Origin of the sequence: Peribacillus muralis (assembly GCF_001645685.2) — a bacterium.
GTDB classification, from domain to species: Bacteria; Bacillota; Bacilli; order Bacillales; family DSM-1321; genus Peribacillus; species Peribacillus muralis_A.
Window position 1 is genome coordinate 2,829,517 of the sequence record NZ_CP017080.1, and the last position, 23,173, is coordinate 2,852,689.

Sequence of the window (23,173 nt, forward strand, 5' to 3'; positions counted from 1 at the left end):
GTGACATGACCATGTACATAGTAGGATTAATGTCCGGAACATCATTGGATGGTATCGATGCAGCACTTGTTCGCATGAATAATCGTGGCCTGAAAACGGAAACTGAAATGATTGATTTCATTACCCATCCTTTTCCTAAAGATGTGGAAGAAGAAATCATTCAGTCTTTATCCGTCAATACCTCCAATGTGCAATTGATTTGCAGTTTGAATTTCAAGCTAGGGAAATTATTTTCAGAGGCAACGAAGGAAGTTTGCCAAAAAGCCGGACTGCCTCTGAAGGATCTGGATTTAATAGGGTGCCATGGGCAAACGATTTATCATCAGCCCTTGCAGGAACAGAACATGGTTCCCTCAACCCTCCAAATTGGGGAGCCCGCAGTGATTGCTTACGAAACGAACACACCGGTCATATCCAATTTTCGCACAATGGATATGGCCGCTGGCGGTCAAGGGGCTCCGCTCGTACCTTATACCGAATATGTTCTTTACAGAAGTGAATCGAAGGGAAGATTACTTCAAAATATTGGGGGGATCGGTAATGTGACAGTCCTTCCCAAGCAGGCCACCCTAGATGACATGTATGCCTTTGATACCGGGCCGGGAAATATGATCATTGATGAAGTATGTCGCCAGTTGTTTCATAGGAAATATGATGAAGGGGGGGAAATAGCGAAGCAGGGGCACGTTAATGAAGAGCTCTTATCCCATTGCCTCAGCCATCCCTATATAATGAGCCATCCGCCAAAATCAACAGGCAGGGAATTGTTCGGCAAGCAATATGTTGAAAACCTATTAAAAAAATTCGAAACGGTTCCTGGGCAAGACATCTTAACGACAGTAACGATGTTTACCGCCAAGTCGATCGTTGAGAACTATCGGGCCTTCATTTTGCCGAAAACGGAAATAGAAGAAGTGATCATCGGTGGCGGCGGCAGTTACAATAACACATTAATCGAAATGATCCAGTCATTGCTAGGAGATTCCGTTACAGTCCTCACGCAGGAAGAATTGGGATTCTCATCTGAAGCTAAAGAAGCTATCGCATTTGCCTTGCTTGCAAATGAGACGTTTCATGGCAAACCAAGTAATGTCCCCAGCGCCACAGGAGCAAAAAAAGCTGTCATCCTTGGAAACATCACCTTCCCTCCTTTAAAAGGTAGTAGATGAAGAAACATAAAGGTATGAGCTGAAAAAATACAAAAATCCCCCTAGGAAAAGGATCTTAGGGGAATTTCTCATGCTGTTCCGGGACATCTGTCATAGGCGAGTATGATGAAAAGCAAGTCCTGGATGGCAAAAATACCTTCTATTCGCGCCAGTTGCTACAGCCATGAAATCCTTCATGATATACACTTAGATAGAGAATAACCCGTTCGCAAAATGCCTCTTTGCAAACGGGTTATTTTGTAAGGCTACATAATTTTCTCATTCCCGTTTTCCATCTTCATTGTCGGCGGGATGTTTTTTGCCAATTTGAGCTTATAGAATAATAGGCAGGCTACTAAAAACCCGATCCCATAAAGCAACCCCACCCGTTGCGTCGGATCAAAAGCAAGGAAGATTAATACCATTAAGCAAAAGGCTAAGCAAAACAATGGTACAAATGGATAAAAAGGTACTTTGTATTGCAGCTCCTCCGTTTTCCCTCCCGCTTTTATGAATTTCCTGCGAAACATATATTGTGATAAGGCAATCCCCATCCACGAAATCGTGACGGAAATGCCCGCAATGGACATGAGCAATACGAATACGGTATCAGCTGCCATGAAGCTGGTTAATAACGATAAAAGTGAAAACATTATCGTGAATAAAAGGGCATTCAAGGGCACTTTCCTTTTGGATAATGAACCGAATACCTTTGGTGCCATTCCATCATGAGCCATCGCCCAAAGCAAGCGTGTGGAGGCATAAAGACATGAATTCCCAACGGAAAGGATCGCCGTTAAAATGATGAAATTCATGATGCCTGCAGCATAAGGTACCCCCGCTATCTTCATCAAGGTAACAAAAGGACTTTCCAATAAGCCCAATTCCGAAGAAGGGAATATGGCAGAAAGGATGATGATGGACGCAATATAAAAGACGATGATCCTAAAAAGGACGTTGCGAATCGCCTTGGGGATATTCTCTTCCGGTTTTTCACTCTCCCCCGCTGCAATTCCGATCAGTTCCGAGCCTTGATATGAGAATATCACATTCATCATCGTGACGAAGATAATCGTTACTCCCCCTGCCGGGAAAAGTCCGGAAGGAGCAAGATTCTCAAAGAATGGAGTTGGACGATCCGATAAAGAGATAAAACCGAAAATGCCAGCGATTCCTATTAAGATGAACAAGATGACGGCAATGATTTTTATTCCGGAGAACCAATATTCCGCCTCTGCAAACCCTCTCGTCGTTAAAGCATTCAATGCGAATAAAAGCAGAATGAACACTGCACACCATATCCAGGTGGGTACGTGCGGAAACCAGTGCTTCATCAAGATTCCTGCTGCCGTAAACTCCACTCCCGCTGTGGCAGCCGAGCCGACGAAATACATCCAACCTAGCGAAAACCCCGCGGAAGGCCCGATATATTCAGCGGCGTATTTTTGGAAGGAACCAGTAACGGGCATATGAACCGCCAGCTCGCCAAGGCAAACCATGACCATATATAAAATGACACCGCCCGCTAAATAACCAATCAACGCCCCTCCTGCACCTGCTTGATTAATCGTATAGCCTGCATTTAGAAAAAGCCCCGTACCAATGACGCCGCCAAGCGAAAGCATGAATAAATGGCGTCGCTTCATCGAGCGCTGCAGTTGATCATCGTTCCCCAGTCCATTCCCCATATTTTCCACGTCCTTATCTTGTCTATTAACTACCTTCTCCCTGACTATCTTAAAAAGAATCGAAAAACAGAGACACTTCGGTATCGCTGTCAGCCGTGATTCGTTCTGCAACTCACCGTCCACCGCTTTTTAAGGGAGAAAGGAAAATAATGATGTCAATCCTTTGTCCGTTTGAAACGGTTAAAAGACTAACAGGGAGTAAAGCCACCGCTTCTTTTCAATTGTTAGTTACCGACCGCATAATTCATCTGCGATTCCGACAAAATATCTCACTCCATATTCCAATGCCCCTTCGTCGATTTTAAATTTAGGATGGTGTAATGGGTAAGCTTGTCCAAGCTCATCACTATGGACCCCCAGGAATTGCATGGAAGCTGGAACAATTTCGGAAAACGCCGAAAAATCTTCTGTTCCAAACATAGGATCATCGACGATGATGACCTGTTCTTCCTCGAATATCCCCCCCATTACCGCTCTCGAAATATTAACGGCTGTCTGATCATTCACTACAGCTGGATAGCCTAGATGCCAAGTCAATTCGTACCTTGCTCCATGTGCATCTGCAACACCTTTGACGATTTGCTCCAAGTACTCTCTTGCCTTCACTCGGCTATCGGAATGTAAGGAACGAATCGTACCGCCGATTTCGGCATATTCCGGTATGACATTGAGCGCACTTCCAGCGTGAAACTGTGTAATGGAAATGACGGGTGCTTTAAGAGCGGAAATCTTTCTGGAAACGATGCTTTGAATATTGGTTGTCATTTCTGCGCCGATCATTAGCGGGTCGATCGTCAATTCAGGGGTCGAAGCATGTCCACCCTGACCAATGATTTTGATTTCAAAGTCATCAGCTGCAGCACAGAACACCCCATCCCTTAAACATATTGTCCCTGTTCGTTCGTAAGGAGTCACATGAAGGGCAAATGCCAAATCGACTCCCTCCAGGACCCCTTTTTTCACCAACTCTTGAGCCCCCCCTGGCAAAACCTCTTCAGCGTGCTGGAAAATGAACCTTATCTCCCCATTGATGACGGTTTTTTTTTCAGAAAGGATTTTGGCCGCACCCAATAACATCGCTGCATGCGCATCATGTCCGCATGCATGCATAACGCCAGGATTCTTCGATTTACATTCCAATTCTGTTTCTTCTTCGATCGGCAGTGCATCGATATCTGCGCGAAATGCGATCGTATACGGTTTTTGCGCTGAATTCTTCGTTCCTTTGAGAACCGCCATTACGCTAGTAGCAGTAGGTCTCGTTACCTCTAACCGTGGAAGGGCACTCAATATCTTGTAGATGTAATCCGAAGTCTCGTGCTCCTCATACGAAAGCTCGGGATTTGCATGAAAATGGCGCCTCCACGAAATCACATCATCTAGAATCGTCGCCTGTATCTGTTTCAATATAAAAGGCCTCCTCGAATAATTTATTTTGAAAATTCTGATATTTAAAAACCTAAAAAGGGCCATATTGAATGCTTTGGGCAATGATCAAAAAGATAATCGCCACGATTATCTGTATCATTAGGAAAGGAAGCACCCATTTCACCCATTTCGTGAATGAGATTCCCGCTACGGCAAGACCGGCCAAAAGTACTCCAGACGTCGGGAATATCATATTGGATATCCCATCCCCCAATTGGAAAGCCAGTACGGCAGTTTGTCTTGTCACTCCCATTATATCCGCCAACGGCGCCATGATCGGCATCGTCAAAGCTGCTTGACCGCTGCCGGACGGAACGATGAAGTTAAGGAACATTTGTACGATGAACATACCAATTGCATTGATGGCGGGCGGGAGATACTCGACCAAACCTGCCGCATAATATAAAATCGTATCCAGCAGTCCGCCACTTGTTATGATGACCAAGATCGTCTGTGCAACGCCTATTATCAATGCGCCTGAAACCATACTACCTGCTCCTGAAATAAAACCATTGGCCATCTTGGAAGAAGATAAGCCTCCTATCATTCCCATGATGATTGCGCTTAGTAAAAATAGGCCGCCAATTTCGCTGATATACCAGCCTAATTTAATCACACCATAGATTAATAAGATAAAATTCAACAATAAAATGAGTAACGCCGCAGAATGTCGTTTACTCATCTTAAAGTTATCATCGACCATTGTATGATCTTCACGCCTGAACTTCCCGTATTCACCTAGTTCAGGATTTCGTTTCACTTTCATGGCATGAAAATATATATACATAACGGTTACGATGTAAAACACTGCAAGGATTGCGATTCTCAAGCCCATTCCCGAGTACATGGGCAGTTCCGCAATACTTTGGGCGACACCTACATTGAATGGATTGGTGATCCCGGAAATGAAGCCCGTTGCCAAAGTTCCAAGGATGACAATCGCAAAACCTGTAAGGGCGTCAAAGCCCAAGGCAATCGTCATCGGAACGATGATCGCGATATAGACGAGCGCATCTTCAGCTGAGCCAATCAACGTTCCCAATGATGCGAAGATCAATACCATTAGCGGAATAAGCAATTTTTCTTTTGTCCCGAAACGGACCGCTACAAATTTAATGAATGAGTCGAGTGCACCTGTTGCCTGCATGATTCCAAGTGCACCACCAAATAAAAACACAAACAAGATGATCGATGACCCTTCGACCATTCCAGCATGAATGCTGCTGAACATTTGCAATAGTCCCACTGGTGTAGATTCAATAAATTCGAAGGACGTCGGATCAACGACACTTCTACCATCTTTTTCAATTCTTTCATATTGACCTGCAGGCAAAATATAAGTTAATATCGTTACAATTACAATGACAATGAACATCAATACAAAAGGATTGATTCCTTTTTCGGGTAACTCGGTTAGCTCGTTAGGCACCTTATTCTTCTGATTAAGCGGCTCGGATGTGATTTGCTCGTTAGGTAGGTTATCCATATTCGACCCTCCAATATATTTTCTTCTTTTTGGGGCTACAGCCTTGACCTTTACGTTAATTCATCCTCGCATGCTGTTTTATCTGCCGAAGGATCATGGAGCCTCCTTCAATTCCCCATCAGGGATTTCCATCATGCTTTTGATTAATCTTTCAAGCATGAAAGGAGTCTGAATGAAGGCACTATCGATGTGAAGCCGCTCAGTTCGCTGATGTGCATCCTTTCCGAATGGACCTACATTGAGCACCGGTGCTTGAAGTTGCAGCATATCATCAAATGGAATGCTATAACTATCCCCCCAAACTGGCGTGTTCTTTTCAAACGATGTCCAGCCATCAGAATCATCCTTATACTGAACATAGCTCAGATCGCAAAGACCATTGAAATAATGAACCTGGCTGACTTCTTCCTTAAATGATTTCGCCGTTTCCTTTAATAGTTTAATGGACTCAATGATAAGCGGATCACTGGATGTATTGACGGCAGGATAGTAGGGCGGCGCAAACAGCAAGACAATGGCGGGTGCAAGCTCCTGGCATTGTATCATCAGTTTTTCAACGATCCGCATTGATTTTTCCCGCTCATCCCAATCCGTATTTGCCTGGACGCCTCTTTTTATTTGCTCGACAAGTTCCGCCCCGAATTTCCCGACGGCATAGGATAGCAGCTTTTCGTAGCGCAGCACCTGTACTTCGCCTACCCCTTCCATTCGTTCACGTTGGCATATAGCCTTATAGGACTCATTGCACTTTATCGCTGCTTCTTCTGCAACCTTCTCAAAAATATCCATGATATCCGCAGCGCTTCTCTTCATGATGAAAACATTATAAAGCGCTGCTGCGCGGTAAGGCGTTTGTGTTGAATATTGCAATTTCAAATCTTTTTGCTGAAGTGATACAGGCAAAGGTGTTTCCTCCGAGAGATCTCTTTCCAAAAATGAAGGGTTCCACTCCATGAGCTGTGTAAGGAACGAAGCCATATAGTTAGCTGTCATCCCCTTCAATGGCTCGCCCACGTGTGTTTCCTTCCCATAAAAAAGCGCCGCTGGCATGATTTTCCCCATTGTTCCAGAATATATATAATGTCTTTCGTCTCCAGGTTTCTGTGAAAAAGATGGTTCACTATTAAAAAACATTTTATACGAGAGCCCATGTTTATCACGTAAGGCGACAAGCTCTTTGACTGCTGCCCTCATCCCGGCAGAATTGACTTCCTCATCAGGAACGGTTACGAGCAGGAGATTGATCGGCCATTCTTCCATGCTTGCTTTTTCGATGAGTGCCATATGTAGGGCTAGCCCCATTTTCATATCCATCGTTCCCCTGCCAAATAAGTATTTACCCGATTCGAGATCGATGCGCGCTTCTTCAGGCAAATCATCTTTTCGTTCATGAAGTTTTTTCGTAAGCTGTTCTGGCTGAAAAGCCAGTATCTCGAGGTCACCATATTCCTCTGTCTGTACCGTATCAAAATGGCTAATCAATACGATTGTTTCTTTCACTTCAGGATGCTTATAAAACGCATTGACGAAGTGCCTCCCTAAATCAACTTCATGAAGTGATAGATTGGCCGGATTCTTCTTGAAAAAATCAAGCTTACCTAATTTCTCCTGGACTTTATAAGGAAATGTGATCTCTCCTTCTGTAAGCGTCCTGCTTTCCCAGCTCACAAGCTCACATAATAATGCACGAAGCGCTTCCGGAGTTCCCCATTGTAAATGACCCATTGTAATCCCCCTTTCCGGATTTCATCAAAATGCCAGGAAGCATGCATTCATGCTTTCCCGCATTTACCTTTATTTAAAAGCGGAGCGATAAACAACTCAAACCGCCGTCCTGCTTTTGGAACTCAGACATCTCCAGCTCAATCGTTTCATACCCAGCTTCATTCAATTTACGTTTCGTCTGTTCATATCCGCTTGGGATGATCACATAGTCATTGACTAGAATGCAGTTTGCCGAGTATTCGTCTTCAGCTGACACCGTGATTTTTTTGTATCGGGTAAAATCTGGATGATCAATGAACTCACCTGCGGCAACAATTAAATCATCTCCCAAATACGCAATCCCTGTCTTTAAATGAAAGAACTTTTTTAAGGGAACAATTGTCCCTTTATAGCCTTCGGATTCTACGATTCTCTTTAACTGCTGTGCACCTTCCTCATTTGTCCTGTCGGATATGCCGATATAAAAATGATCATCGACTTGAAGTACGTCGCCTCCATCTAAAGTTCCCGGAGTGTTTATATGGTGAACCGTTTCGTAAAACTCCTTCAGGGTGGGCTCCATAGCTACTATTTCCTTGTTTCTAGCGACATCGCCTGGATTCGTGATGACCGCAAATTCCGAGGCAATGATGGCTGTATCTTCAACGAATGTCGAATCGGGAAACTCTTCATCTGCAGGCAGGTGTGTCACTTCGACTCCGCACTTTTTCAAGGCTTCCACATAAGCGGCATGCTGCTCTAATGCTTTCGCATAGTTTGGTGTGCCGAGATCTGATGTTGTTAATCCATTAATATAACTTCTTCCTGGTGTTTTTACGATGACATGTTTATACATAGCTCATTCCCCCATTATTCACGTTTTTTTTTCGTACTACCGGGCATGTCAAACAGGTTGGACCGCCTGTGCCTTTGTAACTGATTTCAGTTCCTTTGTATTCATATACAGTGGCGTTAGCATCTAGAAGCTTTTGCTTTGTGTAAGCGTTCCCTTCAGTCATTACACAAACCCTTGGAGCCAAGGCAAGTACATTGCAGCCTAGGTTCATATATTCGTCTTCTGGCACGTCGATAAGCTGGATGCCTCGTTCAATAAGGAGTTTTCTGAAGTAGACTGGCATAAGGCGAGAATGGACGACAGCCAAATCATGGTCAATCATGCTGAAGAAGGACATTAGATGGAGACACTCTGCCTCGCCTAGATCATGGGGAATCTGGACTACGATGAATTCATCCACTAGATGTCCAGTCATTTCTTTCAATTGCCGGATAGCCTCGGCGTTAGTCCGGTAACCAAGTCCTGCAACCAGAGTCCTATCATCCAGCCAAACGAGATCGCCGCCATCGGCAACCGCATCACCCGTTAATTCGCCAATGATCGGGATGTCATTATCCATGCAAAAATGCTTATATACACGGGCCTCAGGCTGCCTAAGTTCTTTTCCGGACTTTAAAATAATCGCTCCTTCGCTTGTGAACTTGACTGGGTCATGCGCGTATAAGGAGTCAATGCCCACTTCGTTCGATGCGGGCAAGTAATTGATGTTGGCTACATATTTCTCCAAAATGGAAATGAAATCACCAAACTCCTTTACAGCCTCTTTAAAATCCGGCTCTTCGGAAAAATTGAACGTTTCCCACTTATCATATAAATGTACTTGACTAATAAATGCATCGTGCGGATGTTTAACGATGACACGTTCTAAAGGGGCATACATAGACGAACAATAAACCACTTCCACTCCTCCTTTTCCACAATGCGGAAAACATTTCCGCCAATAGGAATTTTTCTTTTATTATAAAATTACCCATGCTATAATGTCAATATGTTTTAAATATTCAAACAATATATCTTCAAGACTTCTGTACGGAAAGATAGGTGGAATGTTTATGCAATCGATTGACCGTGCGATGAATGTCATTAACGTATTAGTTTCCAATTCATCGGTAAATTGGCTCTCAATTACGGATCTCTCCCAAGAATGTGATCTTCCTGTAAGTTCCATGCATCGTTTGTTAAAAGCCATGTCCAAGCATGGTTTAATTCAACAAGATGAGCAATCCAAGCATTATGGTTTAGGGAATATATGGCTCGAATATGGCTTGCGGATGTACGACAAAATGGATTATATCAGTCAAATAAGGCCTGAGTTGGAAAGGCTGATGAATAAAGTGGAGGAAAGTGTCTACCTCAGCCAGCCAATGGAAATGGAGTCCCTCATCATTGAACGAATCGATAGTGAAAAAAGCCAAATCCGTGTTTATGATCAGCTTGGCTCGAGAATTCCTATGCATATCGGTGCTGCCAATAAAGCTATGTTAGCCTACATGCCATATAGTCAAGCAAACGCAATCATAGAGTCTCTTCTTCCTTTACAGGAAAGGGCCGCTTTTTGGGATATATTGAAAGAAACCAAAAGGTTGGGATACGGAATTAGCCACAATGAGAGAACGGAAGGCACCTCTTCTGTAGCCGTTCCGATCTTAAACCATTTTGGGGAAGTGCATGGCGGAGTGAGTATCGGTTTTGTCAGCTTTAATTTAAAAAGGGACAGACTTGATTTTCTCATTCAAAATGTGATGGAAACAGGTAAGCGTATTTCTTCCATTTTAGGATATAGGGGACCATGACAAGTCAGCCATGGCCCTTCCGTTTCTTTCCTTAACCAGCAAGGCAGGGAGGATGAATGAATGAATGAAAAAAGAAGATGAGTCATATCATCTTCTTTCGCTTACTATTAATCGCTGCCGGTCACGAATGAATCTTCTCGAAAATAGGCGAGGACCTCCCCTGTCACCACTTCTTCCCCTTCCATTACCTCCAATGACTGTATCTCACCGCTGAGACCAATATCGATGATCTCTATACAGCCATCTGGCCTCCTGATTTGAAATAACTGTTCCCATTCGTAAAATCTTGAGTTTTTGGATATCGAAATTTTTTCAACCATGCCTTCGCATGGGCAAAGGATCACATCAAGATACATTTATATACCTCCTCTTACTATTTCCCAAAAATAAACGGGGATTGCAGGACTAACTTGAGAAAGTATTGGAATTCAAGGATATCTTCCAGTTCGATGCCAAGCGTCGGGACCATATCGATCCAAAGGAATATCGTCGGCACACATCAGGATCATCCTTCCGCTTGCATGGAGGTTACCATTGCTTTACCGAAAAACTGCGCCGAATATACAATGGTCACATCATAACCATATTTTTTGGACTATAGCCAATAATGGTCGATCGCTTCGTTTTCTTTAATTTCGGAAAGAATGTCAAAATTCATGGCATAGTCTCCTTCCTTCCAGCTCGCATCATTTTAGTACCTAATCCACCCTCGAAGCCTTGATGCTTCTGCGATTTTGCGTATCCCTTCTATATATGCTGCAACCTTCAAATTCACCGAAAATTTTTGGGAGGTATGATGGACATTCAAAAAGCTTTCTGCCATCTTTTCTTTCAATCGTTCATCCACAAGCTCTTCTGACCAGTAATATCCTTGATTGTTTTGGCACCATTCAAAATATGAGACGATCACTCCCCCTGAATTGGCCAGAATGTCCGGAACGAGGATGATACCTTTTTCATCAAGAAGTTTGATTGCTTCTTTTGTTGTCGGCCCGTTTGCGGCTTCAATCACGATTTTACATTGCAACCGTTCGACATTTTCTTTATGTACCACGCCGCTAATTGCCGCAGGAATCAGTACATCGCATTCCTTTTCCAGGATGTCGGAATTCGATAATGATTCTTTGAATAAATTGGAGACGACACCAAAAGAGTTCCTTTTCTCCAAAAGATATGGAATGTCCAACCCATCCGGGTCATATAAGCCCCCATACTCATCCGCTATCCCAACCACTTTTGCCCCCAATTCGTGCAAATACAAAGCTAAGTGGCTGCCAACATTTCCGAACCCCTGGATGATCACACGCAGACCTTGAATGGGAATCCTCTCTAATTCACAGACCATTTGAAGCGTATATAACACGCCCTTGGAGGTAGCCGTTTCCCGTCCCTTGGATCCGCCTAATGTCAGAGGCTTGCCGGTAATGAAGCCGGGTGAATCGAATTCCCTGATATGATCGTATTCATCGAGCATCCACGCCATGATTTGGGAATTCGTATACATATCCGGTGCAGGAATATCCTTGGTCGGTCCCACTATCTGGCTGACTGCCCTGACATATCCTCTGCTTAATCGTTCTAGCTCAGACGAACTCAACAATCTGGTGTCACAAACAATCCCACCCTTTGCCCCTCCATAAGGAAGATCCGTTATTCCGCATTTCAAGCTCATCCAACCCGCCAAGGCCTTAACCTCTTCAGCTGTGACCTCCGGGTGAAACCGGATTCCTCCTTTCGTCGGTCCTGTCGCATCATTATGTTGGGCTCGATATCCTTGAAACATCCTCGTTTCACCATTATCCATTTGGATGGAAATGCTGACTTCCAAAAATCGCATCGGCACCTTTAAAAATTGATAAACGGAATCCGGATAGCCTGAAACTTGAACCGCTTCTTTTAAGATATCCTGGAACTCTTGCAGGGGATTATCCGTTTGTCGTGTTTCCATCAGCTTTGTTTTGTTTGTCATTATAGCACCTCACTTTTATTTTTATTAAACTATTAAGCAACTTTCATGCCAGTTTTGAAAACACCGGGTATGCAGACGTATAACGTGAGTGTGCCTTCTACTCCGTTGACCTTCATCCTTTCTCACTTATGTATGGATTCATAAGCCATTCAGGTTTGCATATTATGAAACTGAAAGCATTAGCCATGCATATGCCTTATTACTAAATCCACCTCCATGGATGAGTACATTAAATGAAATATGCTTGAACTAGATTGCAGCGGACTAATTCAAGCAACAAAAAAAGGGCTGATGAACGCCCTTTTCACATCAACTCGTTTTGTGCAATGGAGACAGCCAAAAAAATCGTTCCCTAGGTGTCTATTTTTCTCGCAACAGCTTCAATTCATCTACAAACCATTTAGTGATAATTTCCGGACGAGTTATGGCCGTTCCAACCACGACGGCAAAAGCACCGCTTTCAATGGCTTTTCGAGCATGTTCCTTCGTGTGGATATGACCTTCAGCAATGATGGGGACTTCACATGCAGCAGCTAGTTTACGAATGAGATCATAATCGACTTCTTTTACAAGCTTAGTTTCCTCCGTATACCCGGATAATGTCGTTGATACGATATCCGCTCCCAGTTCTTCTGCGATTTGTCCCTCTTCAAAAGTCGCACAATCTGCCATCACTAAAATACCGGGATGCCCATTATGGATCTTCCCTATAATTCCTTCCAGCGTTTCTCCCCCAGGACGCCTTCGTTGGGTGCCATCCAAGGCTACAATGCAGGCTCCAGCATCAATGATGCTTTTAGCACTTTCATAGGTAGGGGTGATATAAACCTCACATTCATCAGACCATTGTTTATGAATCCCCAAGATAGGCAATGCCGTTACCTTCCTGATCGCTTCAATATTTTCAGGCCCGGTTGCCCTTATTCCAACGGCGCCACCTTTTTCTGCAGCCTTGCTTAAGGCACCCATGATATTCGCCCCATACATGGGCCATCCTTCCCTTGCCTGGCAAGACACAATCAAGCCATTTTTAAACGTCTTCAATATACTTTTTTTATCCATCCTTATCACCTACAATACTCCAAAAAATTTACCAGCTAGACCGACAACAAAGCAAAAGAGGATGAGCCAGTATATTGCCTTCTTATATTCTCGCAGCACCCATAAGAAGACAAGCGTCAAGATGAGGGGCAAAAGCCCGGGCAAGATCGAATCGAGAAGTTCTTGCAGGACGATTTCTTTGCCAGCGAAGTTCCATTTAGCGGCCACACCCACATGAACGAAATTGACGATCATTGATCCCGTTACCATTAATCCCACTATGGTTGCCCCTTGTACAAACTTATTGAGAATATCCGAATCTTTCATTTTTAAGATTAGGTTCATTCCAAACCGGTACCCATACATCAAGCCGTAGTAACGCGAGATAATGTTCAGCAATACATTGGGCACGATGAATATGATCGGACCTAATGGGTTGCCCCCCAATGCCAAGCCAGCACCGATTGCCGCAAAAATGGTCATGAAGGTCGCTTTGAACACAGAGTCACCAATCCCAGAAAGAGGCCCCATCAAAGCGGCTTTCGTGGAAGAAATGGTTTCAGAGGTGATTGGTTTTCCTTGCGCCCGTTGATCCTCCAAGGCAAGTGTCACACCGATGATGGCATTAGTAGTATACGGATGACAGTTAAAAAACTCATTATGGCGGACAATTGCTTCTTTTAATTCCTCATCATCTCCATAGAGTCTTTTGAGTGCCGGCATTACCGCATAGCAAAATCCTAAACTGCCATACCGCTCATAATTTATGGACGTCATGCTGAAGAAGGAACGAAAAAAAGTGATGATTAAATCCTTCCTTGTCAGTTTCGCCTTTTCCATCTCACCTCGCTGGGGTGATGGAAGAGACATGTCACGGTTATCCCCCTTATTCATCACCACCGAAATGCTTATTGCAATTCCAAGACCCAACAAGGCAATCGACAGTACAGGAAGTTCCAAATAAACGGCCAGTACGAATCCAATCAGGAAAAATGACCAATACTTCTTGAAGTTCATCATTTTCAGAAGCATCGCCATACCAATGGCAGGCAGAATTCCAGCAGAAACCTTTAAACCATCCATAAACCAAGCAGGCATGGAATCCACAAAGTTCTTTACAAAGTCACTCCCGAAGTGAACAGCCAAAAATGTCGGAATGAACATAACTGTAAAAAAAACGATCAAACCAGACAGATGAAGCCGTCCTGCCCTTTTTAGATTAAGCTCTTTTAGAGCATTGTCAGCACGATGCACGAGATACATATTGAAGTTCCAAGCAAGCATGATCAAAAGCTGTGCCAGAATGCCAATTGGCAAGGCCAGGGCAATTCCAACCTCCGGTTTACCTCCAGCACTGATCGCAAAAATCGTACCAATCAGGCCTGCAATTTGTGCATTGGGAGGGACGCTCCCACCTATCGGCAGCACCCCCATGAACATCAATTCGACGCTTGCCCCTACGATCAATCCCGTTTGGAGGTCGCCCATCATTAAACCTAGTAAAGGGCCCGCAAAAATCGGTCGGCTGATCATCCAATATCCGTACCCATAATTTTCAGTCATTAGAACTGCAACAAAAGCGCTAAGCAAAACGGCCGAAAGGATGCCAATCTCCACTTTTTCTCCTCCTATAATAAATGACGTTCTTTCCCGACTATATTTTCGTGAATAAATCGATGGATTTGTCACTTGGTGATGTCCTGATTTCACAGGCGATCCCGTGACCTCTTATTTTTCGAAAGACATCCCTATCTTCTTCGTCCAAATAGACAGTTTTACTTATTTCCTGTTTACCAGGTTTATAATACATGCCGCCTACATTTATTGAAGGCAGGGTAATTCCCTTTTCAATCAGGGATAAGAGAACATGGGGACTTTTAACGACGATGAATGTTTTCACGGACTCCGGCTGTGCAGCTAAATATCTCACTGCATTTTCGACGGAAAGTATTGCATGTTTTTTTCCGGAAGGGACTGCCATACTAAGCAGCAGGATTTGGGTCGGGTCGTTCGCCGCTTCATCATCAATTACAAGATATTCCGTGACTTGATAAGCAACGCTCCATGAATAAGCGACCTGTCCATGTATAAGCCGTTCATCTATTCGGGTAATAACAATGCTCATGACCAACCTCCTTGACGATTATTATTTGATTACTGAGTTTATATGACTAATGCTTTGGGAAGCATTGGCGATTAACTCTCCCGGACTAGCAGGTGATAGGCAGCATTCAATCACCAAACCCAGATGGAAACCGGCGATTACGTGTATATCGCTCCCTCCCAACACTTGAAGTGTAGCTGCATTGCATGGGGAACCGCCTTTAATATCTGCCAGTATGATAATCTCTTGATGGCAGACCCGCAGTTGATTGACTGAAGTTCCGAGCTGGCTTGAAAATGATTCGAACGTTTCGTTCGCATCCATGCTCAATGCATAGAGATGTTCTTGTTTTCCTGTAATCAGTTCCACACATTCCTTCATCGTCAAGGCTAGTTTGCCATGACTTACAAGTAAAATGGCCCTATTCAAATTATCACCTCCTTATATTTGAATTTTTAAAATATTCTATCTTTAATCATGATATATAAACAGAATTAAAATATCAACATTTTTACATAAAAAACAAGAAATAAAATTTCAAAAATGACATTATTTTCTGCAAATGGACCAAATGAAATTTCAATTGTGATATAAATGTAATAAGGATATCTCTTACAAGGAGGACAATTATGAGCTCATCTTTATTACAAAAAATCAAAGAAAAATCCGACTCACTGTCACGTGCAGAACGGCAAGTAGCCCAATATATATTGGAACATGCCGATTTGGTGCAAACGTACACGATTTCTGAAATATCGATTAACGCTAATGTTTCCCAAGCGAGCGTTGTCCGTTTTTGTAAACGGATGGGCATTGAAAGTTTTAAAACCTTTCAACTTACCTTGGTGAAAGAATTGAGTTCGAACCATACCAATATTAATGACCTTTCTTTATTACGTGAGAATGATACTCCTTACCAACTTTTTCAAAAGGTAACGATGAGCAATAAAATCGCCTTGGATTCGCTAGAACAAACATTGAATAAGAAAGAGTTTGATAAAGCGGTAGAATGCTTAAGCCTGGCAAAGCGGATTGCCTTTTTCGGAGTGGGCGGCTCTTCTACAGCTGCATTGGATGCCAGTCATAAATTCGCCAAACTTGGCGTAGCGACAGGGATGAACACGGATTTTCATACCGTTATCTCGTATGTTTCCAATTTCACTTCACAAGATGCATTGGTCCTTTTTTCAACATCCGGTAAAACGAAGGATGTTTTGGAGATGGCTTCCTATGCAAAAAAAATTGACGTTCCCATTGTGGCCATAACCGCCTACTCAAAGTCTCCTCTATTGAAACTCGCTACGATACAGCTTTGCTTTCCTGACATTGAACATGATCACCGAATCGGCAGCATTGCATCGAGAATCATGCAGCTTAACATGGTCGATGCCCTTTACTTAAGCGTTTTTCACCGCATCGACAAACAGACGATCGATAATTATCAAAAGGCCAGAGAAGAAATCCTTCGTCTGAGAAGATGAATGTACAGGACACATATGCTCGACAAGTGAAGCGCTCACTGCCTTCCATACATCTGTTGCGAGCCATGAACCATTCTCGGTTTTGAAATTGAACTTTAATGTTTTGTCAAAAAAATACAAAAAACCAATAAGGGACTAACATCATCAAATATAACCCATTCTTCACTTAAGGAAAGAATTTAAAAAGGGGTACGGAATTGGAAAAATCCGTACCCCTTTCGTCTATGATTTGAACGCAGCCTTCCAAGATGCCGTTTGTGTTGTGAAGTCTATAGCTGTATTTCTTCCACATGATATTGAGGCGGGGCTGTCCGGAATGCTTTTGTAATGTATAGCAGATAACAAAATCCAATCAAAAACCAGCCCACCCCCATGATTAGGGAACTTGTCTCAAGGTTGATCCAAAGAATGCCAATGGATACCGCCCCGATCAGGGGCATGATTAAGTAATGGAAATATCCCTTTATCGTTCGATACTTGTTTTCCTTAATGATAAAATGGCTGATCACCGACAGATTTACGAAAGTAAAGGCCATTAATGCACCAAAGTTAATCAGTGATGCGGCCGTCACTAAATCGAAGAATAAGGCCGACAAGGCAATGATCCCCACGATGAGTACATTGATGGCAGGTGTTTTCCATTTAGGATGAATATAGCCAAACCATTTTTCCGGAAACACTTTATCGCGGCCCATTACATACAATAGGCGTGATACGCTGGCATGCGACGCCAGTCCCGATGCAAGCGTATTGACGAGAGTCGTACATAAAAAAATCGATTGGAACAGCTTCCCACCCACGTATAGGGCGATTTCCGGCAAGGCAGCGTCAGGTTCCTTGAAACGGGAGATATCAGGAAAAAAGAGCTGGATAAAAAATGAGGAGATAATGAAGATCATTCCGCCCCATAGAGCCGTCAGAAAAATGGCTTTCGGAATCGTTTTTGTCGGATTTGGCGTTTCCTCCGATAATGTCGTTACGGCATCAAACCCCAAAAAGGAAAAACAAAGGATGGTAGCTCCAGTTACAATGGAAGAATAATCCATACCTTCCTGTGCAAATGGCTGAATCGTAAACACCTCCCCTGTCCCTTCTCCACTGTGCAGTCCCCTGATTACTAGAACGATGAACACCGTCATGATGGCTATCTGAATCACTACAAAAAGAGCATTGAAGTTAGCCAGTACATTCACACTCCGCAGATTAAGAATGGTTACAATGGCAACGAACAGGACTACCCATAGCCATGTTGGTACTTCTGGAAATAATGCTGTTAGATAAATTTTGGTCAATAATGCATTTACCATCGGTAAAAACAGATAATCCAACAACGAGGACCACCCTACAAGGAACCCTAAATGGCGGCTGATCGCCTTTTGCGTATACGTGTATGCCGAGCCCGCTTCCGGAAAAACCTTTACGAGTTTTCCGTAGCTTGAGGCTGTAAAAAGCATGCCAACCAATGCAACGATATAAGCAGTCGGCACATGCCCTCCGGTGATTCCGGAAACGATACCAAATGTATCGAATACGACCATCGGAGTCATATAAGCCAATCCCATCATAACAATTTGCCATAATTTTAGCGTTCGTTTCAGTTTCGCATCATTTTCCACTATCATTCCTCCTTGTAACCGCTTTCAATCTTTTGGTTTTACAATCTCTAAATATTGATAAGACCTCCCTCCTTCTTAAAAAACCAACCTGAATATCTAGTAGCAAATATCATGCCAATTGCACATGTCTTACGTCAATAACCGCCATTCCTGAATTATCCAAGGTTCATGTGTGCAGATGGAGCCATGGTTTCTGCTGCATCACGATTCATTTTTCGATAGTTTATTCGCGATTGCATAAAATCCCTAAAGGAAAACGGTAGAGAACGGGTTGAAAATCGCTTTCGGTGAATTGGCATGGCAATTGCATTTGACAAGAGGGAGTATGCAGACGATTAATGGCGAAAAGAAAATGGAGGAATAAAAAATGAAATATCCTTTATCACCGGATGTAAAACCGGAGTTTTGTACCACTGGATCATTTATGCGCTTACCTTCTTCAAGAGAAAATGCCAAATTGGCAGTGGTTGGCCTGCCTTTTGATACAGCCGCTTCATTCAGGGTAGGAGCAAGGTTCGCTCCACAGGCTGTCCGTCAGGCATCCATGACTTTATTCCCGTATCATCCCATTCACAAAGTATTTCCATTTGACGAGTGTAACGCCATTGATATTGGGGATGTTTCAGTGATTCCCCATAATATCCACCGAAGCTATGAATTGATAGAAACGGCAATGGCAGAATTGATGAAAACAGGAATCATCCCAATCGGTATTGGAGGAGATCACTCCGTTACATTGGCCAATTTAAGAGCTGCCGCAAAAATTCATGGACCAGTTGCACTTCTCCATTTTGATTCACATACAGACACATGGGATACGTATTATGAAGAGAAATATTGGCATGGTTCACCGTTCATCCGTGCATATGAGGAGGGATTGCTTCAAACCGATAAAGTTTTCCAAATTGGAATTAGAGGGACGCTCAATCATCCCGGGGATATTGATTCCAGTACAGATTTGGGCTATACCGTGATAACCACGCCTCAGCTGAAGGAAAGAGGGATTATGGATGTCGTGAAGGAAGTCAAAAAGACCATAGGGGATACACCATGTTTCTTGAGCTTCGATATCGATTTCGTTGATCCCTCGTGCGCTCCTGGAACGGGTACGTTGGAGGTCGGTGGATTGAGTAGCTTTGAAACGCTGGAGCTGATTCGCTCCCTGCACGGATTCAACTTCATCGGCTTCGACCTGGTTGAGGTTCTCCCACCCTATGACCCAACCCAAATCACCTCCTTATTGGCGGCCACCATCATTCATGACTTTGCCAGTTTAGTAGCCCTGAAATTAAGGGCAGATCAAGAAATACCAGTAGAAAATAGTCAAAAAAGCTAAGACAGCAAGTGGCCGCGACCAAGGGTTGAATACTTCATTTGATATTTAGGAGGACACCCTCCACCACAGGCAAGAAGGGCCATTTAATAAAAAATGGCCCTTCTTGTCATCTTCTATTATGGCCCACCTACCGAACAAGGATTTTCATTTGAATAACAATGTGGTATCAGGCATCCCTGTTCTTTACGTTTGTGATAATTGATAATAGGTCGTTGCATGAACTGACTGTATTTTTCATATTCCTTTTTTCGTTATTATGTGGTCATTGCGCTCCTTTTTTCATCAATATTTGTTCAATGTCCTTAAAGCCTTTCATTCGGGCGTGCTGTAATGGGGTCACTTTTTCATGATCGGCTAAATTCACATCAGCCCCATGATCTAACAGCAATTGCACGGTTTCCTGTTGCCGTTCCCCTCCATCATTCAAAAGAATCGCCTCCAATAATGCCGTCCAACCTAGGTTATTGACATGATTTATATCAATATCAGTTTGTGTCAAAAGCTCATTGATCACGTGGACATACCCATGTTCGGAAGCAGGAATCAATGCCGTTCCTCCATATCGGTTGGTCATCGCAGGGTCTGCACCTGCATCAATCGTAGCCTTGAGGATTTCTAGATACCCTTCTGCACCAGCATATAAGAAAGGATTGTTTTTCAGATTATCTTGGATGTTGACGTCTGCACCTGCTGCGATTAGAATTTTTGCCGTCTTAAGATCATTATGATAAGTAGCGATCATAAGGGCTGTCCTCCCCTTTGAATCCTGAGAATCGATATCAGTTCCGCCCTCTATCAACTTACTTATCGTTTCCGTATCTTCCTTTTTTGCAGCTTGAAAAAGTTGTTCATTCAATTCAATCTCTTCATCCCCCATTTTTCTCAATTGCTTCTTGGAATCAGGCGCACATGCTTGAAGCAAGAAAAGACATCCCACCATTACAACCATCCACTTCCACATCCATAACACGTCCCTTTTATCATTCGTTTCCGATCTTCGTTACATCTGCCTTCCATTCCGCTGAACCCATTGACTCAAGCTTGAACCCAGCCCTGTTCGGTCTCCCTCCCATTAATACTTAGCTGAAACTTTTTATCCGTCCAATATGAGGGTAAAGCCTAATCATTAACTCCCGTCATGCAATTTCTTAAAAAAAGCTTAACATCTTTCAAAATTTCATTAATGATTATAAAAAACCGCCACTTTTGTGACGGGTAATGCAAAGACCATCTATACATTGAATCGATACCCGGCACCCCAAACCGTTTCCAGGTATTTAGGATGTGCTGGGTCTCTTTCGATTTTTTCACGTAATTTTCTAATATGAACGGTCACAGTCGAGACATCAGCGGCCGACTCCATTCCCCAATTACTTTCATATAGTTGTTCTTTGCTCAACACTTGGTTCGGGTGCATCACAAGAAACAGTAACAAATCGAATTCCTTTGTCGTGAAGGGCACTTCACTGCCATGGATTTGAACTTTACGCGAAGCCTTATCTATCGAAATACCATGAACGAAAACAGTATTCATTTTGGATTGATTCCCTGCCAAACGATCATAGCGGGCTAAATGCGCTTTCACCCTGGCAACCAATTCACTTGGGCTAAAGGGCTTCGTGATATAATCGTCAGCCCCTAAGCCAAGTCCTCGAATTTTATCGATATCCTCCTTCTTGGCTGACACGATCAATATCGGTATATCCCTGGCAGCACGTATTTGCTTGCATATCTCAAATCCATTCACGCCGGGAAGCATGATGTCGAGAATAATCAGATCATAGTTTTTTTGAAGGGCCTGCTGAAGTCCTGCATCACCAGTATGTTGAATGTTGACTATAAAATCATCAATCTCTAAATAATCCCGCTGCAGTTCAGCAATGCTGACATCATCTTCAATAAGTAATATTTTTTTCATTTCTGCTCACCTTTCTTTAAGGTAAAGAAGACACTTGTGCCTTTTCCTTTCTCGCTTGTAGCCCAAATATCCCCTTGATGCTCTCGTATAATTTGGTTGGCAATCGCAAGCCCTAAGCCACTTCCACCAGTCTGGGAATTCCTCGATTGTTCTGCTCGGTAAAAACGGTCAAAAATGAAAGGGAGGGAAGCAGGATCTATTCCTTGCCCGTTATCCGTAACCTTTACAACTGCATCTTCCTGTCCTTCATGCAAACTAATGGAAATGTTCACTTCATCCCTCTCCGCATATTTCATGCAATTACTGATTAAATTAGCCAATACTCGCCTTAATTTTTCCCTATCCGCTGTCACGAATATTGGTTCATCCAATTGATTCCATTCAATTTGTGTCCCCTTTTGAAGGAAATCCAATTGAATTTCTTCCACATAGTCACTGATAAATTGATTCAGTTCGACATTTTCAAAAGTGAATGGTTCTTTATTTAAATCCAGCTTGGAAAATAGGAATAATTCATCGATCAAAGAATCCAGGTCTTTCGCCTTTATATGGATAGTCGATAAGTATTTTTCCATTTTTTGCGGGGTATTGGCTACACCATCCTGTATCCCCTCAACATATCCGATGATCGAAGTAATCGGTGTTTTCAGATCATGCGAAATATTTGATAGGAGTTCTTTCCTGTTTTCTTCATATTGAAGCTGGATCTTGACGGACTCTTTTAATTTTATCCTCATTTCATCGAAGGTCCGATTCATTTGTCCGATTTCATCATTGGAAACAGCTTTTATTTCAAAGTTTAAATCACCTGATTTAATCCGATTAGCTCCTTCCTTAAGAAGCGAAATCGGTTTGATGATGCTTCTTGAAACTAAATAGTTTAACAGCCCGATGATCATAATGAATAGAAATAGTAACAGCCCGAATAAAATAGGAAATAACTCCCGAGCCAGCTCGGCAGAGGAACTCGCCTTTCGCAACACAAATATACTTCCTTGGCTTTTATCAGAAAAATAAAAATCAAACTTTACATACGTATAAAAAAAGTCATCAAACTTAATCGTATCCCTCGTATTGATGTTCGTTGCTTCAAACCCTGGAAGGGACCTGCCAAGTACCTGCTTATTAAAGGAGAGCGACGTAAACTCGATCTTCGAATCTTTTCTGACGACGATGTCGATGCCCTTCTGTTTAATTTCCTTCAATTGATTTTCTTTCAAAAGCTGTTCAGGTTTATTTTTAGCCAAGAGCTTCAAATCGAGAAATGCCGTTTCCTCAACAGTTGTCAATGGTTTCTGGACATAAGATTTTTTGTAAAAATTTTCGATGGCGTTTGCATCGCCAGTTATTGCAAAAATAATTAAAAACCCAGCGACCAATAACAAAGCGATGGAGAATAGGATCACCCCGACGTAAGATAAGAGAAACCTCGTTTTAATTGACATTCAATCAACTCCGGTTGTACGTTTCAGTGCTTCTTTTACTAATTTATTCGTGCTCAAAATGCGAGTTTACCACTACAATAGCACAAAAATCTTAAAATTTTCTAAAGTAAGTATGAAAAATCCCTAAACATTGAAGTACAATATGACTTAATGGTACGTT

Annotated in this window: 21 protein-coding genes; 5 read left to right on the plus strand and 16 right to left on the minus strand. The window is 42.8% G+C overall.

Annotated elements, in window-relative coordinates; genetic code table 11:
- Positions 1 to 11 precede the first annotated feature (11 nt).
- Positions 12 to 1,169 carry an anhydro-N-acetylmuramic acid kinase AnmK gene (gene anmK, locus ABE28_RS13710; protein ID WP_064462864.1) on the plus strand — a complete coding sequence of 386 codons (1,158 nt, stop codon included), beginning with the start codon at positions 12 to 14 and terminating at the stop codon, positions 1,167 to 1,169.
- A 245-nt stretch (positions 1,170 to 1,414) separates the two neighbouring features.
- Here the strand turns inward: anmK and ABE28_RS13715 are convergent, their stop codons facing one another.
- The 6 genes from ABE28_RS13715 to ABE28_RS13740 form a co-directional block, all read right to left on the minus strand.
- Positions 1,415 to 2,836 (minus strand): amino acid permease, encoded by a 1,422-nt coding sequence (locus ABE28_RS13715; RefSeq protein ID WP_064462866.1) that lies wholly within the window; start codon positions 2,834 to 2,836, stop codon positions 1,415 to 1,417.
- A gap of 228 nt (positions 2,837 to 3,064) precedes the next feature.
- Positions 3,065 to 4,243, minus strand: coding sequence for an amidohydrolase (locus ABE28_RS13720; protein ID WP_257390587.1), 1,179 nt, complete (start codon positions 4,241 to 4,243; stop codon positions 3,065 to 3,067).
- 52 nt (positions 4,244 to 4,295) lie between these two features.
- On the minus strand, positions 4,296 to 5,750 hold the full coding sequence (locus ABE28_RS13725) for a YfcC family protein (RefSeq protein WP_064462868.1): 1,455 nt from the start codon (positions 5,748 to 5,750) through the stop codon (positions 4,296 to 4,298).
- A gap of 93 nt (positions 5,751 to 5,843) precedes the next feature.
- Positions 5,844 to 7,475 carry a M20/M25/M40 family metallo-hydrolase gene (locus ABE28_RS13730; RefSeq protein WP_064462870.1) on the minus strand — a complete coding sequence of 544 codons (1,632 nt, stop codon included), beginning with the start codon at positions 7,473 to 7,475 and terminating at the stop codon, positions 5,844 to 5,846.
- Positions 7,476 to 7,548: 73 nt separating this feature from the next.
- Positions 7,549 to 8,310 carry a dimethylarginine dimethylaminohydrolase family protein gene (locus tag ABE28_RS13735; RefSeq protein ID WP_064462871.1) on the minus strand — a complete coding sequence of 254 codons (762 nt, stop codon included), beginning with the start codon at positions 8,308 to 8,310 and terminating at the stop codon, positions 7,549 to 7,551.
- A complete protein-coding gene (locus ABE28_RS13740) occupies positions 8,303 to 9,190 on the minus strand; it encodes a dimethylarginine dimethylaminohydrolase family protein (protein WP_064462873.1) in 888 nt (295 codons plus the stop codon). Before ABE28_RS13740 ends, ABE28_RS13735 begins: the two co-directional genes overlap by 8 nt.
- A gap of 172 nt (positions 9,191 to 9,362) precedes the next feature.
- Between ABE28_RS13740 and ABE28_RS13745 the strand changes: the two genes are divergently transcribed.
- Positions 9,363 to 10,103 carry an IclR family transcriptional regulator gene (locus tag ABE28_RS13745; RefSeq protein WP_064462875.1) on the plus strand — a complete coding sequence of 247 codons (741 nt, stop codon included), beginning with the start codon at positions 9,363 to 9,365 and terminating at the stop codon, positions 10,101 to 10,103.
- A 107-nt stretch (positions 10,104 to 10,210) separates the two neighbouring features.
- Here the strand turns inward: ABE28_RS13745 and ABE28_RS13750 are convergent, their stop codons facing one another.
- Complete coding sequence (locus tag ABE28_RS13750) at positions 10,211 to 10,459, minus strand: biotin/lipoyl attachment domain-containing protein (RefSeq protein ID WP_064462878.1); 249 nt, start codon at positions 10,457 to 10,459, stop codon at positions 10,211 to 10,213.
- Positions 10,460 to 10,513: 54 nt separating this feature from the next.
- Here ABE28_RS13750 and ABE28_RS26115 point away from each other — a divergent pair, with 54 nt between their 5' ends.
- A complete protein-coding gene (locus ABE28_RS26115) occupies positions 10,514 to 10,684 on the plus strand; it encodes a hypothetical protein (RefSeq protein ID WP_257390588.1) in 171 nt (56 codons plus the stop codon).
- 110 nt (positions 10,685 to 10,794) lie between these two features.
- Here the strand turns inward: ABE28_RS26115 and ABE28_RS13755 are convergent, their stop codons facing one another.
- From ABE28_RS13755 to ABE28_RS13775, 5 genes are all read right to left on the minus strand, one after another.
- Positions 10,795 to 12,072, minus strand: a complete 1,278-nt coding sequence (locus ABE28_RS13755; protein ID WP_064462880.1) for a Glu/Leu/Phe/Val family dehydrogenase — start codon at positions 12,070 to 12,072, stop codon at positions 10,795 to 10,797.
- A gap of 360 nt (positions 12,073 to 12,432) precedes the next feature.
- Positions 12,433 to 13,134: an N-acetylmannosamine-6-phosphate 2-epimerase gene (locus ABE28_RS13760; RefSeq protein ID WP_064463641.1), complete on the minus strand. Its 702-nt coding sequence runs from the start codon at positions 13,132 to 13,134 to the stop codon at positions 12,433 to 12,435.
- 9 nt (positions 13,135 to 13,143) lie between these two features.
- Positions 13,144 to 14,730 carry a PTS system mannose/fructose/sorbose family transporter subunit IID gene (locus ABE28_RS13765; RefSeq protein ID WP_218971328.1) on the minus strand — a complete coding sequence of 529 codons (1,587 nt, stop codon included), beginning with the start codon at positions 14,728 to 14,730 and terminating at the stop codon, positions 13,144 to 13,146.
- Positions 14,731 to 14,767: 37 nt separating this feature from the next.
- Positions 14,768 to 15,238, minus strand: coding sequence for a PTS sugar transporter subunit IIB (locus ABE28_RS13770; RefSeq protein ID WP_064462882.1), 471 nt, complete (start codon positions 15,236 to 15,238; stop codon positions 14,768 to 14,770).
- Between the two features lie 21 nt (positions 15,239 to 15,259).
- Positions 15,260 to 15,646, minus strand: a complete 387-nt coding sequence (locus ABE28_RS13775) for a PTS sugar transporter subunit IIA (protein ID WP_064462884.1) — start codon at positions 15,644 to 15,646, stop codon at positions 15,260 to 15,262.
- A 200-nt stretch (positions 15,647 to 15,846) separates the two neighbouring features.
- Between ABE28_RS13775 and ABE28_RS13780 the strand changes: the two genes are divergently transcribed.
- Positions 15,847 to 16,698 (plus strand): MurR/RpiR family transcriptional regulator, encoded by an 852-nt coding sequence (locus tag ABE28_RS13780; RefSeq protein ID WP_064462886.1) that lies wholly within the window; start codon positions 15,847 to 15,849, stop codon positions 16,696 to 16,698.
- A gap of 269 nt (positions 16,699 to 16,967) precedes the next feature.
- On the opposite strand, the gene ABE28_RS13785 is transcribed toward ABE28_RS13780, so the two are convergent.
- On the minus strand, positions 16,968 to 18,314 hold the full coding sequence (locus ABE28_RS13785; protein WP_373921279.1) for an APC family permease: 1,347 nt from the start codon (positions 18,312 to 18,314) through the stop codon (positions 16,968 to 16,970).
- Between the two features lie 367 nt (positions 18,315 to 18,681).
- Between ABE28_RS13785 and speB the strand changes: the two genes are divergently transcribed.
- Positions 18,682 to 19,650 carry an agmatinase gene (gene speB, locus ABE28_RS13790; RefSeq protein WP_064462890.1) on the plus strand — a complete coding sequence of 323 codons (969 nt, stop codon included), beginning with the start codon at positions 18,682 to 18,684 and terminating at the stop codon, positions 19,648 to 19,650.
- Between the two features lie 262 nt (positions 19,651 to 19,912).
- On the opposite strand, the gene ABE28_RS13795 is transcribed toward speB, so the two are convergent.
- From ABE28_RS13795 to ABE28_RS13805, 3 genes are all read right to left on the minus strand, one after another.
- Positions 19,913 to 20,611 (minus strand): ankyrin repeat domain-containing protein, encoded by a 699-nt coding sequence (locus tag ABE28_RS13795; RefSeq protein ID WP_156775776.1) that lies wholly within the window; start codon positions 20,609 to 20,611, stop codon positions 19,913 to 19,915.
- A 270-nt stretch (positions 20,612 to 20,881) separates the two neighbouring features.
- On the minus strand, positions 20,882 to 21,568 hold the full coding sequence (locus ABE28_RS13800) for a response regulator transcription factor (protein ID WP_064462892.1): 687 nt from the start codon (positions 21,566 to 21,568) through the stop codon (positions 20,882 to 20,884).
- Entirely contained in the window at positions 21,565 to 23,013 is a 1,449-nt protein-coding gene (locus ABE28_RS13805) for a sensor histidine kinase (protein WP_064462894.1), read from the minus strand. Before ABE28_RS13805 ends, ABE28_RS13800 begins: the two co-directional genes overlap by 4 nt.
- Between the last annotated feature and the right edge of the window lie 160 nt (positions 23,014 to 23,173).

Bases quoted from the DNA above. Each gene is read 5' to 3' on its own strand.
- ABE28_RS13715 (WP_064462866.1), bottom strand. From the start codon at position 2,836: ATGGGGAATGGACTGGGGAACGATGATCAACTGCAGCGCTCGATGAAG.
- ABE28_RS13770 (WP_064462882.1), bottom strand. From the start codon at position 15,238: ATGAGCATTGTTATTACCCGAATAGATGAACGGCTTATACATGGACAG.
- ABE28_RS13780 (WP_064462886.1), top strand. From the start codon at position 15,847: ATGAGCTCATCTTTATTACAAAAAATCAAAGAAAAATCCGACTCACTG.
- ABE28_RS13755 (WP_064462880.1), bottom strand. From the start codon at position 12,072: ATGACAAACAAAACAAAGCTGATGGAAACACGACAAACGGATAATCCC.
- ABE28_RS13760 (WP_064463641.1), bottom strand. From the start codon at position 13,134: ATGGATAAAAAAAGTATATTGAAGACGTTTAAAAATGGCTTGATTGTG.
- anmK (WP_064462864.1), top strand. From the start codon at position 12: ATGTACATAGTAGGATTAATGTCCGGAACATCATTGGATGGTATCGAT.
- ABE28_RS13740 (WP_064462873.1), bottom strand. From the start codon at position 9,190: ATGTATGCCCCTTTAGAACGTGTCATCGTTAAACATCCGCACGATGCA.
- ABE28_RS13725 (WP_064462868.1), bottom strand. From the start codon at position 5,750: ATGGATAACCTACCTAACGAGCAAATCACATCCGAGCCGCTTAATCAG.
- ABE28_RS13800 (WP_064462892.1), bottom strand. From the start codon at position 21,568: ATGAAAAAAATATTACTTATTGAAGATGATGTCAGCATTGCTGAACTG.
- ABE28_RS13795 (WP_156775776.1), bottom strand. From the start codon at position 20,611: ATGTGGAAGTGGATGGTTGTAATGGTGGGATGTCTTTTCTTGCTTCAA.
- ABE28_RS13805 (WP_064462894.1), bottom strand. From the start codon at position 23,013: ATGTCAATTAAAACGAGGTTTCTCTTATCTTACGTCGGGGTGATCCTA.
- ABE28_RS13735 (WP_064462871.1), bottom strand. From the start codon at position 8,310: ATGTATAAACATGTCATCGTAAAAACACCAGGAAGAAGTTATATTAAT.
- ABE28_RS13745 (WP_064462875.1), top strand. From the start codon at position 9,363: ATGCAATCGATTGACCGTGCGATGAATGTCATTAACGTATTAGTTTCC.
- ABE28_RS13750 (WP_064462878.1), bottom strand. From the start codon at position 10,459: ATGTATCTTGATGTGATCCTTTGCCCATGCGAAGGCATGGTTGAAAAA.
- speB (WP_064462890.1), top strand. From the start codon at position 18,682: ATGAAATATCCTTTATCACCGGATGTAAAACCGGAGTTTTGTACCACT.
- ABE28_RS13730 (WP_064462870.1), bottom strand. From the start codon at position 7,475: ATGGGTCATTTACAATGGGGAACTCCGGAAGCGCTTCGTGCATTATTA.